This window comes from Streptomyces sp. CB02261 (assembly GCF_001905665.1).
GTDB lineage: Bacteria > Actinomycetota > Actinomycetes > Streptomycetales > Streptomycetaceae > Streptomyces.
Window position 1 is genome coordinate 621487 of record NZ_LIVX01000004.1, and the last position, 14386, is coordinate 635872.

The following is a 14386-nucleotide window of genomic DNA, read 5'->3' on the forward strand; positions in this document are numbered from 1 at the left end:
TCCCTCTCCCGCCTCTCCGCGCAGGACATGAGGACACCCGTGAGCAGCGAGCTACTGGCACCGCTTGACCTGGCCTTCTGGCACCTGGAATCCACCGCCCACCCCCTGCACCTCGGGGCCCTCGCCCACTTCGGCCCCAGGCCGCCGGAGTCCGGCCGACCCGCGCCCCCGGACGGCGGGCCGCACACCCCGGAGATCCTCGACCTCCTCGCCCGCCGCGCCGCCGCCGTCCCCCGGCTCCGCATGCGCGTCCGCGACGTCCTGCTCCCCGTCGGCGGCGCCGCCTGGAGCGCCGACCCCGACTTCGATGTCCGCCACCACGTCCACGAGGTCGCCCTCCCCGGCGCCGACTTCCCCGCCGAGACCGCCCGGCTCGCCGCCGAACTCATGGAACGCCCCGTCGCCCGCGGCCTGCCGCCCTGGGAGATGTACCTGTTCAGCGGCGCCCCCGACGGCTCCTTCGCCGTCCTCGTCAAGCTCCACCACGCCCTCGCCGACGGGATGCGGGCCGTCGCCATCGGTGCCGGGATCTTCGACGAGATCGCCGCCGGCCACCGCCCCGCGCGCCGCCCCCGCCCCGTACCGCCGCGCTCCTGGCTCCCCGGCCCCGGGCGTCTGCTCGGCATGGCCAGGGACCGGCTCGGTGACCTCGGCCGGGCCGTCGAGGTCGGTGCCTCCGTCGTCGGCTCCTCCGTCGTCCGCGCCGGCCGCCTCGACGGGCGGCCCACGACCGCGTTCGCCGCCGAGTCCAGCGGGACCCGCCGCGTCGCCACCGCGTCCCTGTCCCTCGACCGCGTCCACCGGGTCCGCCGCGGCACCGGCGGCACCGCCAACGACGTCCTCCTCGCCCTCGTCGCGGGCGCCCTCCGCCGCTGGTTCGACGGGCGCGGCCTGCCGCTCCCCGAGACCGACCCCCGTGCCCTCGTCCCCGTCTCCCGCCGGCGCCCCGGCGCCCCGCCCGGACCCGGCAACAGCCTCTCCGGCTACCTCCTCGACCTGCCCGTCACGGAGGCCGACCCCGCCGCCCGGCTGGCCGCCGTCCGCCACGCCATGGACCGCAACAAGGCCGCCGGACCCTTCAGGGGCGCCGGCGCCGTCGCCCTCCTCGCCGACCAGCTGCACCCGCTCGCCCACCGCTTCGGCGCCCCGCTCGCCGCCGGCGCCGCCCGGCTCCTCTTCGACCTCCTCGTCACCCAGGTGCCGCTGCCCCGCTCGGCGCTCTCGCTCGGCGGCGCCCCGCTGCGCGCCCTCTTCCCCATGGCCCCGCTCGCCCGCGGCCAGTCCCTCGCCGTCGCCATGTCCCCGTACGGCGGACAGGTCCACATCGGCCTCGTCGCCGACGGCGCGGCCGTCCCCGACCTGGACGCGCTCGCCGCCGCGCTCACCGCCGAACTCGACCTCCTGGACCCGCCCGGGACCCCCTGAGGACGGGCTCCGCGCGGCGCGCCGGGGCGCCGCCGCGCGACCCCGGCGGCGGTGCGGCAGGGTGGAACCATGCCCGAACTCCCCGAGGTGGAAGCGCTGCGCGCGTTCCTCGACACGCACCTGGTGGGCAAGGAGATCGCCCGCGTGCTGCCCGTCGCGATCAGCGTCCTCAAGACGTACGACCCGCCCCTCGGCGCCGTCGAGGGCGCCGAGGTCACCGCGGTCGGACGGCACGGGAAGTTCCTCGACCTCACCACCACCGGCCCCGCCGGCGAACTCCACCTCCTGTTCCACCTGGCCCGCGCGGGCTGGCTCCGCTGGCAGGACCCGCTGCCCACGGGGCCGCCCAAGCCCGGCAAGGGCCCGCTGGCCCTGCGTACCGCGCTCACCGGCGGCGACGGCTTCGACCTCACCGAGGCCGGCACGACCAAACGCCTCGCCGTCCACCTGGTCCGCGACCCCCAGGAGGTGCCGGGGGTCGCACGGCTCGGCCCCGACCCGCTCGCCGACGACTTCGGCCCGGAGGAGTTCGCCGCGCTGCTCGCCGGCGAACGGCGCCAGATCAAGGGCGCCCTGCGCGACCAGAGCCTCATCGCGGGCATCGGCAACGCGTACAGCGACGAGATCCTCCACGCCGCGAAGATGTCCCCCTTCAAACCCGTCCAGAACCTCGGCCCGGAGGAGACGGCCGCCCTGTACACGGCGATGCGGACCACGCTCCACGAGGCCGTGCAGCGCTCCCACGGGCTCGCCGCGGGCAAGCTCAAGGCCGAGAAGAAGAGCGGGCTGCGCGTCCACGGGCGGACCGGCGAGCCCTGCCCGGTGTGCGGGGACACCATCCGCGAGGTCTCCTTCAGCGACTCCTCCCTCCAGTACTGCCCCACCTGCCAGACCGGCGGCAAGCCGCTCGCCGACCGGCGCCTGTCGAAGCTCCTCAAGTAGGCGAGCCCGGCGAGACGGACGAGGCACCGCGACCCGGGCGAGGCCCCGCGACCCAGGCGAGCCCCGCGACCCAGGCGAGCCCCGCGACCCAGGCGAGCCCCGCGACCCAGGCGAGGCCCCGCGACCCAGGCGAAGCCCCGCACACCGCGGGAACCGGTGCTCGCCGGGGAGGCCCGCGGGCCTGCCGTTACACTCCGCCGCATGCTGCGCGTACTGGCCGTCGACGACGAGGAACCCGCCCTCGGGGAGCTGCTCTACCTGCTGCGCGCCGACCCCCGTGTCCGGAGCGCCGAAGGAGCGGGCGACGCCACCGCGGCCCTCCGCAGGATCGGCCGCGCCCTGGAGACCGGGCCCGACGGTGACGAGGCCGTCGACGTCGTCTTCCTCGACATCCACATGCCCGGCCTCACCGGCCTCGACGTGGCCCGGCTGCTCGCCGGCTTCGCCCGGCCGCCCCTCGTCGTCTTCGTCACCGCCCACGAGGGCTTCGCGCTCCAGGCCTTCGACCTCAAGGCCGTCGACTACGTCCTCAAGCCCGTCCGCCGCGAGCGCCTCGCCGAGGCCGTCCGCCGCGTCCACGACCTGGTGCACGCCACCGCCGTCCCCGCCGCCCCCGCCGCGCCCGAGCAGATCCCGGTGGAGCTGGGCGGGGTCACCCGGTTCGTCTCCGTCGACGACATCGCCTATGTGGAGGCGCACGGCGACTACGCCCGCCTCCACACCGACCACGGTAGCCACCTGGTACGCATCCCCCTCTCCACCCTCGAGGAACGGTGGGCGGCCCGTGGCTTCGTCCGCATCCACCGCAGCCATCTCGTGGCCCTCGCCCGGATCGACGAGCTCCGGCTCGACGGCGGTGCCACCTCCGTGCGGATCGGCGACACCGACCTGGCGGTCAGCCGTCGGCACGCCCGTGACCTGCGGGACCTGCTGATGAGGCGTGCCGGCGGCTGAACCTCCGCACGTCTGTCGCGGGCGGGGAGCGCTGCGTAGACTCCACGCGTCCCGGGCCCACCGCCCGGACGAGCCGCCGCACGTCACCGAGAGAGGCCGGGGAGGACCCCGATGTCCGAGCACCACCCACCCCCGGCCCCCGGCCGTGCCGACCCCCCGCGCAGATCCCGCCGCGAGACCGTCACGTACGCCTCCGCCCACGGCGCCGGGGCCGTGTCGGGTCCCGCCCGGCGGCGGCCCGTCCACCCCCCGGCCCGATCCGAGATCGACGAGCAGACGACTCTCGGCCACACCTACGTCCGGTCCCTGATGCGCAGCCAGCTGCGGGCCGCCGTCACCGCGCTCGGGGCCCTCGCCCTGCTCGTCGGCCCGCTGCCGCTGCTGCTCGCGCTGCCCGCGCCCGAGGCCTTCGTCTGGATCGCCCTCGGCGTCGGGGTGTACCCCGTCGTCTGGGGGATCGCCCACTGGTACGTGCGCCGCGCCGAACGCAACGAGCGCGACTTCACCGGCCTCGTCGAACGGTGAAGCACCCCGCGTGAACCAGACCTACGCCGTGGCGGCCGTCACCGCCGTCGTCCTCGCCACCGTCCTCATCGGCGCCCTCGGCCTGCGCATCTCCCGCACCACCTCCGACTTCTACGTCGCCTCGCGCACGGTACGGCCGGGCCTCAACGCCGCCGCGATCAGCGGCGAGTACCTCTCCGCCGCCTCCTTCCTCGGCATCGCGGGTCTCGTCCTCGTCCAGGGCCCCGCCATGCTCTGGTACCCCGTCGGCTACACCGCCGGATACCTGGTCCTGCTCGTCCTCGTCGCCGCCCCGCTGCGCCGCTCCGGGGCGTACACCCTCTCCGACTTCGCCGAGGCCCGCCTCGAATCGCCGCAGGCCCGCCGGCTCGCCAGCCTCTTCGTCGTCGGCATCGGCTGGCTCTACCTGCTGCCGCAGCTCCAGGGCGCCGGACTCACCCTGGAGATCCTCACCGGTGCCCCCGACTGGGTCGGCGGGCTGCTCGTCGCGCTCGTCGTCACGGGGACGGTCGCCGCGGGCGGGATGCGCAGCATCACCTTCGTCCAGGCCTTCCAGTACTGGCTGAAGCTCACCGCCCTGCTCGTGCCCGTCCTCTTCCTGCTCGCCGCCTGGTACGGCGACGGGGCGCCCAGGGCACGCTTCGACGCCCCCGCCCTGCTGCGCGACCACACCGTCGTGAAGGTCGCCGACACCGTACGCGTCGACCTCGACGCCCCGCTCACCCTCACCGTCACCGGACGCGTCGACTCCGTCCCGTACGAGCACCAGACCGTGACCCTCGCCCCGGGCACCCACCACGTCCTCGGCGGCACCACGCTCGCCTTCGAGCCCGGCGCCAGCCTGCCCGAGCGAAGCCAGTTGGGGGTCCCCCCGGCCGACGACCGGGGGACGGCCGCCGGTGGCTCCGACCCCCTCGGCTGGTCCCAGCCCCTGGCCGGCGGACGCGACGGACACCAGCTGTACGCCACGTACGGACTGATCCTCGCCACCTTCCTCGGCACCATGGGGCTGCCGCACGTCGCCGTCCGCTTCTACACCAGCCCGCACGGCCGGGCCGCCCGCCGCACCACCCTCGTCGTCCTCGGTCTCGTCGGCGCCTTCTATCTGCTGCCGCCGCTGTACGGCGCTCTCGGCCGGATCTACGCCCCCGAACTCGCCCTCACGGGCTCCGCCGACGCCGCCGTCCTCGTCCTGCCCGACCGGATCCTCGGCGGTCTCCTCGGCGACCTCCTCGGGGCGCTCCTGGCGGGCGGCGCCTTCGCGGCCTTCCTCTCCACCGCCTCCGGGCTCACCATGTCCGTCGCCGGCGTCCTCACCCAGGACGTGCTGCCGTCCCGTGGTGTCCGGCACTTCCGCCTCGCGACCCTGCTCGCCACCGCCGTCCCGCTCGCCGTCGGCGTGGTCGCCTCGAAGGTGCCGGTCGCGGATGCCGTCGGCCTCGCCTTCGCCGTGTCCGCCTCCTCCTTCTGCCCCCTGCTGGTCCTCGGCATCTGGTGGCGGCGGCTCACCCCGCCCGGCGCGATGGCCGGACTGCTGCTCGGCGGCGGCTCCGCCCTCGCTGCCGTGATGGCGACCCGCGCCGGACTCGCCCCCGACGGCTGGCCGCACACCCTGATGGCCTGGCCGGCCGTCTGGTCGGTGCCCCTCGGCTTCCTCAGCATGGTCGCCGTCTCGCTCGCCACGCCCCGCCGCATCCCACCCGGCACCCCGGGCATCCTCGCGCGGCTCCACCTGCCGGAGGAGTTCACCGGCACGCTCCCCGCCCAGGAGGCCCGCCGATGAGCGGCATCGTCCTTTCCCGGGAGGCCCGCCGATGAGCGGTTTCGCCCTCGCCGCCGCGGCCACCGCCGGGGCCGTGCTGCTCGCGGCGGGTGTCGTCCTGGGGCGGATCACCGCCCGGCGCGGCGGCCCCGCCGCCGACCCCCATCTCGGCACGCCCGTCGAGCGGGCCACCTTCCACACCCTGCACACCGCCTCGCTCGCCGCCCCGCCACTGCGCGCCGGCCTCACCGAGGAGACCGCTCGCAGAGCGGCCGGCACCCTCCGCTCGCTGCTCGGTACGGAGGCCCTCTGCCTCACCGACCGGGGCGCCGTCCTCGCCTGGGACGGGCCCGGCGAGGAGCACCACCGCGCGCACGTCCCGGCGCAGGCCGCCGACACCCTGGAGACCGGACGCAGCCGGTCCGCGCACACCGGCTGCGCCGACCCGGCCTGTCCGCTGCGCTGGGCGGTGATCGCCCCGCTCACCGGGGAGGACGGGGTGCTCGGCGCACTCGTGGCCTACGGCTCGCGGGAGTCGGCCGTCCTGGTGCGGGCCGCGACCGAGGTGGCCCGATGGGCGTCCGTCCAGCTGGAGCTGGCCGAACTCGACCGCTCGCGGACCCGGATCGTGGAGGCCGAGATCCGGGCCCTGCGTGCCCAGATCTCCCCGCACTTCATCTTCAACTCCCTGGCGGCCATCGCCTCGTTCGTCCGCACCGACCCGGAACGGGCCCGGGAACTCCTGCTCGAGTTCGCCGACTTCACCCGCTACTCCTTCCGCAAGCACGGTGAGTTCGCCCAGCTCGCCGACGAACTGCGCTCCATCGAGCAGTACTTGGCGCTCGCCGGGGCGCGGTTCGGGAACCGGCTCAAGGTCACCCTGCAGATCGCCCCCGAGGTGCTGCCGGTGACCCTGCCCTTCCTCTGTCTCCAGCCGCTCGTGGAGAACGCGGTGAAGCACGGCCTCCAGGACCGGGAGCGGGGCTGCCGGGTCACCATCGCCGCCCGCGACGCGGGGGCGGAGGCGGTGGTCACCGTCGAGGACGACGGCATCGGCATGGACCCGGAGTTGCTGCGCGCGGTCCTGCGCGGAGAGCACCCGGACGGCTCCGGCATCGGTCTGTCGAACGTGGACGAGCGCCTGCGCCAGGTGTACGGGACGGAGTACGGGCTCGTCATCGAGACCGGCGTCGGCGCGGGGATGAAGGTGACGGTACGCATCCCCAAGTACCGTCCGGGAGTGCATCGTTCGGCACTCTGACGCCGTCCGGCCGCGCCGGTCAGCGCAGGTGCAGCGAGAGGTGGGCCAGGGGCAGGCCCAGCTTCCAGGCCGGCAGCCAGATCTGCTCGGCCTCGTCGACCGCGTACTCCGGGGCGTCGCCCGTGCGGCCGTCGAGGTCGGCGGCGCGCACCCAGGTGTCCCGGAGGCGCCGCCAGGCGGACTCGGCGAGCGCCAGGTCGGGGCCGTCGCCGCCGGCGGTGCGGCGCGCGGCCAGCCGCTCCTCGACCCAGGGCGGCCAGGGCCGGTCGTACGCGGTGTGGCGCAGCCAGGCGTCGGTCCGGTCGGCGTCCCACGCGCCCGCGGGCCCGTCCGGCTCCTGCGAGAGGAGGACGGTGAGGGCGAGCGCCTGGAGGCCCGCCCGGTACTCCAGTGAGCCGGGTGCCACGAGGGCGGCGGCCCGCAGCACTTCGTCGGCCAGGTACTCGGCGCACAGCCAGGCCATCGGGACGGCGAGGCCGCCGCCACTCGTGCCACCGGCGCCGTTCGTGCTCTCGGGCAGCAACGCTCCCACCTTCTCCCGGACATGGAGGACCCGGATGTGCGGGCCCGGGGGAGAGCTTCCTCCGCGAAGGGCGCCCGCGGGTCCCGCTTTGCTCAACTCGCCCGTGTGCTTTCGGATACGTTTTCCGGCCGGATAGGTACCCGTGGGATTTCTGATGTCTCCGGAGGTGTACGGGACGGGGGAGGTACCGGGGGGCGAGCGGAGCCGGGGTGGCGGTCGGCGGAGCCGGGGTGCCGACCGGGCGCCGGGGCGCTTCAGCCGAGGAGCGCGTACACCGCGGTCGCGTGGGCCGCGGTCTCGTCCGTGCCCTCGGCCGTCATGGTGATGTCGGCGAAGGCCATCCGCTTCCCCGCCTTGGTGAGCCGGGCCCGCACCAGGACGTCGGAGCCGACGACCGCCCGCTGGAAGCTGATGGACTGCTGGACGGTGGTCATCGGCACGAAGCCGCCCCGGGCCGAGGCGACGGCGATCACCGTCGCCGTGTCGGCCGCGGCCATCAGGGCCTGGCCGCAGAGACCGCCGCCCTCCCGGGCGAGCCGGTCGGACCACGGGAGCCGGAGGACGGCTCCGTCGGTCACGGATTCGACGGTGAGTCCCAGATCGAGCACCCAGGGGGCGAAGTTGTCGGCGAGGACCTTTTCGGCGGCGGCGAGTGTCAGCGTCACGGCGTCATTGTGGGGCTCCGGCGCGGGAGCGGGCAACGGCCGTGCGGCGCGGCCCGTAGTCGGGCAGGGAGCGGCCGAGCTGCCGCAGCGCGTAGTGGGAGCGCGATTTGACGGTCCCGGCGGGGATGCCGAGGTCCACGGCGGCCTCGTTGACGGTGTACCCGTGGAAGTAGATCCGGACGAGCACCGCGCGGTGCTCGGGGCTCAGTTCGCGGACGGCGGCCCGCACGTCGAGGGCGGCCTCGGCCGAGGTGGTGGGGTCGGCGGGGTCGGGCGTCACCGCGAGGACGCCGTCGCCGATCTCGGCAGGCCGGGCGAGGCGTGAGCGCCGGGCGTCGATGGCGAGGCGGCGGGCCACGGTGAAGAGCCAGGGGCGCATCGACCCGTAGGGGCCGTCGAAGGCCTCGGGGTGCTGCCATGCCCGTACCAGGGTCTCCTGGACGAGGTCCTCGGCCCGCTGGCGGTCTCCGTAGGTGAGGCCGAGCAGGAAGGAGAGCAGCGCGGGGCCGTGGTCCCGCTGCAGTTCCTCGAGGGTTCGTTCGTCGGTGGTCGCCGTCGTCATGCTGCCCGCCTCTCCGCGGCTCGTCGTCCGGCCGTATACGAGCGCATCCGGACGGCGAGGGACAGGGAACGGACACCGGCGTGCGACGAACGGTCGCACCGAGCGGCGAATGGTACGGCGAACGGTCGGACGGCGGTCCACCGGAGGCTCTACGTCCGTTTCAGCGGGGTTCCTGCCCCGATGCGGCCTTGACCCTTGACTGCGGCTTTCCCGCGAGATCAATTCGTCAGAACAGATGTTCATCACACGAATTGGGTGGAGTGCCGTCATGACCTCACGCACCAGACCCGCGGGGGTGGCGCTCGCCGCCGCCCTCCTCGCGGCCGCGACCGGTTGCGCCGACGGGAGCGGCCCGGCCGGCGGCGCCCCCACTCCCGAGGCGTCGGCCGGACGGCAGGGGAACGTGAAGCCCGCCCTTCCGTCCGCCGCGCCGGGCGGCGCCTCCGCCCCGGCCGGCTTCACCCTCGTCGCCTCCGGTGACGTCCTCCCGCACGACTCGATCATCCGCCGGGCCGCCCAGGACGCGGGCGGCGGCGGTTACGACTTCGCGCCCATGCTCTCCGGGGTGAAGTCCGTCGTCTCCAAGGCCGACCTGGCCATCTGCCACATGGAGACCGTGTACGGGAAGGACGGCGGGCCCTACACGGGCTACCCCGCCTTCAAGTCGCCGCCCGAGGTCGCCGCCGCGCTGAAGGCCACCGGGTACGACTCGTGCTCCACCGCCTCCAACCACACCCTCGACGACGGCGCGGCGGGCCTCGGCCGCACCCTCGACGTCCTGGACGCGGCGGGTGTCCGGCACGCCGGATCGGCCCGTACCGCGAAGGAGGCGGCCCGGCCCACCCTGCTGAAGGCGGGCGGCGCCACCGTCGCCCAGCTCGCCTACACCTACGACACCAACGGCTATCCCCTGCCCGAGGGACAGCCCTGGGCGGTCAACCTGCTGGACGAGGAGAAGGTGATCGCGGACGCCCGCGCCGCCCGAGCGGCCGGCGCCGACGTCGTCGTGGTCAGCGTCCACTGGGGCACCGAGTGGCAGACCGCGCCCGACGAGCGGCAGCTCTCCCTCGGTCGCGCGCTCACCGCCTCGCGGACCGGCGGCCGCCCCGACATCGACCTGATCATCGGAACACATGCCCATGTGCCCCAGGCGTACGAGAAGGTCAACGGCACCTGGATCGTCTACGGGATGGGCGACCAGGTCGCCGGGGACATGATCAACCACCAGGGGGCCTACGATCCGCGCGGCAACCAGGGGAGCATCGGCCGGTTCACCTTCGTCCCGCCCCGGACCCCGGGCGGCCGCTGGGAGGTGTCCAGGGCCGAGTTCGTCCCGCAGTGGTTCGACACCGGGCGCGGCCGGGTGGTCAACCTCGGCGCCGCCGACGGATCCGACGCGCATCGCGCCGGCATCCGCGACACCATCCGGCAGGTGGTGCTCAGCCGCGGCGCCGACAAGGACGGCCTGGTGATGGGGAGGTAGTCCCGCCGGCGCACGGCCGGGAGGTGGCCCCGCCGGCCCACGGCCGGGAGGCAGCCCCGCAGGCCCACCCCGCCCCCACCCGTCGGGCCTATCGGCTCATCGGGTGTTTTCGGGCGGGCGGCCGGTGTCGATGAGCCGCACGGAGTCTCATCCGTATGAACCATTAGTCATGAAAAAGGATCAGATGCTCCCCGGGCGTCGAGCGGTGCTGCGGCTCGCCGCCGCCCTCGGGGCCACCGCCACCCTCGGGGTTCTCGCGGCGGACCGGCTGGCCCCGCCCGAGCGGACCACCCGGGGCGCGCCCCCGCCCGGGGGCCGGGCCGGCCGGGCAGGCCCCGGAGCGGGACCCGTCGCGGGCCCGCAGGCCCAGGCCGCCCGGCTGCGCCCCAGCGCGTACCGGCTCCAGCCGATGACCTCGTACGCGCCCCCGTCCTTGCGGCGCGCGGCGCCGCCGGTACGGCAGCGGCCCTTCCTCAGCATGTCCGGGGTGGGCCGCTCGATGGTGCTGAGCTTCGACGACGGACCGGACCCCCGCTACACCCCCGGGATCCTGCGGACCCTGCGCCGGTACGACTGCCGGGCGATGTTCTTCGTGTGCGGCGAGATGGCCGTCGAGAACCAGGACCTGCTGCGGGAGATGGCCGAGGACGGACACGTCATCGGCAACCACTCCTGGTCCCATCCCCTCATCCCCACCCTGCGGCCCTCCCGTATCCGCGACGAGCTCGGCTCCACGAGCGAGGTCGTGGAGCGGACCCTCGGCACGGCCCCGCTCTGGTACCGCGCCCCCTACGGGGCATGGAACCGGCACTCCTTCGAGATCGGCGCCGAACTCGGCATGGAGCCGCTCGCCTGGACCGTCGACACCCTGGACTGGAAGGAGCCCGGCACCGACACCGTCGTCCGCCGGGTCCTCGACGGCGCCGCCCCCGGCGCGGTCGTGCTCTCCCACGACGCCGGCGGCGACCGGTCCCAGAGCGTGGCCGCGCTCCGCCGCTATCTGCCCGAACTCCTCGACGCGGGCTACCACATCACCGTCCCCCGGCGCTGACCGGCGCGGCACGCGGAAGGGCCCCGGCGCCCCCAGGCGCCGGGGCCCTTCCGTACGCGCTAGCGGGAGCTCACCATGCGGGCGTACACCACGACGTTCCCGTCGTAGCCACGCGCGCGCGTGTAGCCGCCGCCGCAGGTGATGACCCGCAGTTCGGGCGCACCGGTGTCGGCGTAGACCTGCACGCCGGGGAAGTCGTCCTTGGAGTAGACCTCGACCCCGTAGATCTCGAAGACCGCCACCCGGCCGTCGTACCGCTCGACCTCGACGTGCTGGCCCTTCTCCAGCGAGCCCAGGCCGTAGAAGACCGCCGGGCCCTGCGCGTTGTCGACGTGGCCGACGACGACCGCGGTGCCCCGCTGGCCGGGGGAGATGCCGTTCTGGTACCAGCCGGCGAGGTTGGCGTCCTCGGGCGGCGGGGCCGCGACCCAGCCGTTCGGCTCCAGGCCCACGTCCATGATCGGAGCCGCCACCCGGATCGCCGGGATCTTGATCCGGGAGGCCGGGGCGAAGGGCAGCGGCTCCAGACCCTCGATCGTCCCGGACGGCGGCACGACGGGGCGTGCCACCGGCCGGGCCGCGGCGGCGGGTTGCGGGGGTCCGAGCGCGACGTCCACGCCGTTGCGCATCATCGCGATCCCGGACAGCATGGCGAGGGCCAGGACGCCCCAGGGTTGGCGTCTCCTGCGCTCGAAGACGCGGAAGTCCTTCGGGGGCATGGTTCTCCCTTCGTGGCGTCGTCAGAACGGTAAGGGCGGTCGGGCGGGCCGTCGCGCCGGACGGTGCGAACGGGTGGCGGCCGCTGCCGGACGGGTGCCGGAGCGGCGGCGACCGTGTGCCGGGGACGCCCTCGGAGGCGGGCGTCGCGGAGCACCCTGCCGCCGGTCCGCGGAGGATCGGCTGACGACAGGCGGGTGACAGGGGACTGACCCATCCGAGTAATCGTCAGATAAGCACCCCGGCCTGCTCTGACCTGCGGTTCTGTCGACTCCACGGGGCCGATTCCCGGCGTGTCGCCTCACCGGGGTGGACCAGTGCCGAAATGCGTGGTTCGCCATGACTTGTGATGGTTCGTCATGGAAGGCGTACTCGTCGAAACTCCCGGAGCACCGCTTTGGGGCGTCTTCCACTGGAGGTTCAACCATGCGTGCTGCACGCACTCTGGCGGTGACCGCCACCGCAATCGCTGCGGTCGGGCTCGGGGCCCCCCTCGCCGTCGCCACCAACGGGCCGAGCAATGTCCAGGTCAACCCCTACGACGTCCACGCGGGGTCGACGATCACGATCACCGCCAAGGGCTGCGGGCACGGTGGCACCGTCACGTCCAACGCCTTCCCCACGACCAACCTGTCGGTGAACTCCAACGGGCTGTCCAGCGCCATCGCCCGCGTCAACAACAACGCCACTCCCGGCAACTACAACCTCGCCGTCAGGTGCAGCGACAGCACCCGTGTGGTCACGCACCCGTTCCGCGTCCTCGCGGGCCGCGGCGCGGCGGGCGGCATCGGCGGTTCGCTCGCGCCCAGCTCCACCGAGATGGCCGTCGGCGGCAGCCTGGTCGCCGCGGCCGCGCTCGGCGGCGGACTGTTCATCGCGCGCCGCCGCCGTATGACCGGCGCGGGGGTCTGACCGGCCGAACCTCCCGGTCGGCCCGCCACGCCCGTCGCCCCCGAGTCCCTGCCGGGACCCGGGGGCGACGGGCGTCCGGGGACGCCGGGCACCGCTCCGGTCCACGACGCCCGCTCAGTGGCGACGGGCCGCGGCGCGGCGACGGATCACGTAGACGCCACCCGCGGTCGCGGCCAGGACGAGCGCCGCACCCGCGGCCACCTCGATCGGTTCGAGCCCGCCGACCGAGCCGCCGACGCCGCCCTGCACCCCGCGAGGGGGAGTGAGCACGGTGGACCGGATCGTCGGAGTGGCGGAGGGGATGCCGCTGATCGTCAGATCGACGGTGTCCTGCACTCCGCCGGTGCAGTTGAACGACACCGTGTACACGGCGCCGCGCCGGGCGTCCCAGTCCACCGTGGCCGTCGCGGCCGAGTTCGGCGCGATGGTCACGGTGTCGAAGATGCCGGCCGAGGCCGTCGCCGTGCTGGCGCAGCCGGGAGCGCTCAGCGTCACCCGGCCGCCAGGGGCGACCAGCGAGGGCGACACGACGAAGTCGCCCGGCGCCTTGGCCCGCTGGGCCCGTGGGTCGCTCGCGGGGGCACCGTCCGCCGCGAGGGCGGTGGGGACGGCCAGGGCGAGGGCGGCCGCCCCCAGCAAGGCAGTGGACGCGGCACGTATCGCGCGCATGGTGAATCCTCCGGGTCCCGAGGAGCAGCCGCGGAAGGGGGTTTCCGCCGAAGTCCTTGCGTGCACCTCGATGTCCGAAACGCTAGAAGCGCACTACCACAACCGCGATCCCAGGCGGGCGAATGGGGCACGCGTGTCCCCCGTGCGGCCCATTCGGCCCCCCCGCCTCACCCTGTGAGCTGCGGGAACAGATCGGTGAACGGCGCGGCCGTGGCCGAGATGCCCCGGCCGAACGGCGCGTCGAAGTCCCAGATCAGGAACAGCAGGAAGGCGATGAGCACACTGAAGAGTCCGGCGAGCAGCACCTCCCGGCCGGTCCTGCGGATCTGCAGCGTGAAGATGAGGCCGACCGTCACCAGGGCTCCGATGATCAGGCCGAACCACACCACCCCGGGCATGGTCGCCCCCGCGCTCTGCCCCCTGGCCCCCCGGGCGTCGTCGGCCACCGCCACCTGGTCCACCAGGGGCTGGTAGGCCTGGCCCTCGAAGTCGTTGGCCGGCTGGTAGTCGGTGACGCTCCGCCGGACCCGCTCCAGGAGCTCGGTGCCCTTCTCGCTCAGCGCGCCCTCCTCGGCCATGTAGGTCCACTCCTCGTCGACCACGTAGCGGACGTACGTGTCGACGTCGGCCCGGATGCGGGCCCGGACGTCCTCCGGGTACACCTGGGCGCGGGCCGAGATCTCGTGCAGCGCCTGTGCCTCCTGGCGCACCGTCTCCTGGGCGGCCCCGCGGGCCTCCCAGACGCCGGCGATGGCCAGACCGAGCACGATCGCGTAGATCACGCCGATCATCATCGTCATGTACTCGATGACGTCCGGGGTCTCGCTGGGATCGTCGTCCTCGGGGATCCGACGGTGGTTGATGACGACGATCGTGAGCACGACGGCGCACGCGGCGGCCATCGCAAGGGTGAGAACAAGCCATTCAGACATGGA

General features: G+C 74.4%; 15 protein-coding genes. 9 read left to right on the forward strand and 6 right to left on the reverse strand.

The annotated features are described in order from the left end of the window. The first annotated feature begins 39 nt into the window (after positions 1-39). The 6 genes from AMK29_RS16160 to AMK29_RS16185 all read left to right on the forward strand — a co-directional run bounded on the left by AMK29_RS16160 (position 40) and on the right by AMK29_RS16185 (position 6869). Positions 40-1425 carry a wax ester/triacylglycerol synthase family O-acyltransferase gene (locus AMK29_RS16160; protein WP_073813354.1) on the forward strand — a complete coding sequence of 462 codons (1386 nt, stop codon included), beginning with the start codon at positions 40-42 and terminating at the stop codon, positions 1423-1425. A 69-nt stretch (positions 1426-1494) separates the two neighbouring features. Then, positions 1495-2367 carry an Fpg/Nei family DNA glycosylase gene (locus AMK29_RS16165; protein ID WP_073813355.1) on the forward strand — a complete coding sequence of 291 codons (873 nt, stop codon included), beginning with the start codon at positions 1495-1497 and terminating at the stop codon, positions 2365-2367. A gap of 201 nt (positions 2368-2568) precedes the next feature. Further along, complete coding sequence (locus tag AMK29_RS16170; protein WP_073813356.1) at positions 2569-3321, forward strand: LytR/AlgR family response regulator transcription factor; 753 nt, start codon at positions 2569-2571, stop codon at positions 3319-3321. A gap of 111 nt (positions 3322-3432) precedes the next feature. Then, positions 3433-3846, forward strand: coding sequence for a DUF485 domain-containing protein (locus tag AMK29_RS16175; RefSeq protein WP_241845397.1), 414 nt, complete (start codon positions 3433-3435; stop codon positions 3844-3846). A 10-nt stretch (positions 3847-3856) separates the two neighbouring features. Then, complete coding sequence (locus AMK29_RS16180) at positions 3857-5629, forward strand: sodium/solute symporter (RefSeq protein WP_073813357.1); 1773 nt, start codon at positions 3857-3859, stop codon at positions 5627-5629. A 31-nt stretch (positions 5630-5660) separates the two neighbouring features. Continuing rightward, positions 5661-6869 (forward strand): sensor histidine kinase, encoded by a 1209-nt coding sequence (locus AMK29_RS16185; protein ID WP_073813358.1) that lies wholly within the window; start codon positions 5661-5663, stop codon positions 6867-6869. Positions 6870-6888: 19 nt separating this feature from the next. Here the strand turns inward: AMK29_RS16185 and AMK29_RS16190 are convergent, their stop codons facing one another. The 3 genes from AMK29_RS16190 to AMK29_RS16200 form a co-directional block, all read right to left on the reverse strand. After that, positions 6889-7392: a hypothetical protein gene (locus tag AMK29_RS16190; protein WP_079196903.1), complete on the reverse strand. Its 504-nt coding sequence runs from the start codon at positions 7390-7392 to the stop codon at positions 6889-6891. A 254-nt stretch (positions 7393-7646) separates the two neighbouring features. Further along, positions 7647-8057 carry a PaaI family thioesterase gene (locus AMK29_RS16195; protein ID WP_073813359.1) on the reverse strand — a complete coding sequence of 137 codons (411 nt, stop codon included), beginning with the start codon at positions 8055-8057 and terminating at the stop codon, positions 7647-7649. A 4-nt stretch (positions 8058-8061) separates the two neighbouring features. Then, positions 8062-8619 carry a sigma-70 family RNA polymerase sigma factor gene (locus AMK29_RS16200; RefSeq protein WP_073813360.1) on the reverse strand — a complete coding sequence of 186 codons (558 nt, stop codon included), beginning with the start codon at positions 8617-8619 and terminating at the stop codon, positions 8062-8064. Between the two features lie 268 nt (positions 8620-8887). Between AMK29_RS16200 and AMK29_RS16205 the strand changes: the two genes are divergently transcribed. Together AMK29_RS16205 and AMK29_RS16210 are read left to right on the forward strand one after the other, a co-directional pair. Next, entirely contained in the window at positions 8888-10102 is a 1215-nt protein-coding gene (locus AMK29_RS16205) for a CapA family protein (protein WP_073813361.1), read from the forward strand. Positions 10103-10271: 169 nt separating this feature from the next. Then, the gene (locus AMK29_RS16210) at positions 10272-11153 is read left to right on the forward strand and encodes a polysaccharide deacetylase family protein (protein ID WP_073813362.1); all 882 of its coding nucleotides are present in this window, start codon (positions 10272-10274) and stop codon (positions 11151-11153) included. A 59-nt stretch (positions 11154-11212) separates the two neighbouring features. Here the strand turns inward: AMK29_RS16210 and AMK29_RS16215 are convergent, their stop codons facing one another. Then, a complete protein-coding gene (locus tag AMK29_RS16215) occupies positions 11213-11872 on the reverse strand; it encodes a class F sortase (protein ID WP_073813363.1) in 660 nt (219 codons plus the stop codon). Between the two features lie 424 nt (positions 11873-12296). Between AMK29_RS16215 and AMK29_RS16220 the strand changes: the two genes are divergently transcribed. Further along, entirely contained in the window at positions 12297-12782 is a 486-nt protein-coding gene (locus tag AMK29_RS16220; protein WP_073813364.1) for a hypothetical protein, read from the forward strand. 114 nt (positions 12783-12896) lie between these two features. Here the strand turns inward: AMK29_RS16220 and AMK29_RS16225 are convergent, their stop codons facing one another. Next, on the reverse strand, positions 12897-13451 hold the full coding sequence (locus AMK29_RS16225) for a hypothetical protein (RefSeq protein WP_073813365.1): 555 nt from the start codon (positions 13449-13451) through the stop codon (positions 12897-12899). A gap of 167 nt (positions 13452-13618) precedes the next feature. After that, positions 13619-14383, reverse strand: coding sequence for a bestrophin-like domain (locus AMK29_RS16230; protein WP_073813366.1), 765 nt, complete (start codon positions 14381-14383; stop codon positions 13619-13621). Between the last annotated feature and the right edge of the window lie 3 nt (positions 14384-14386).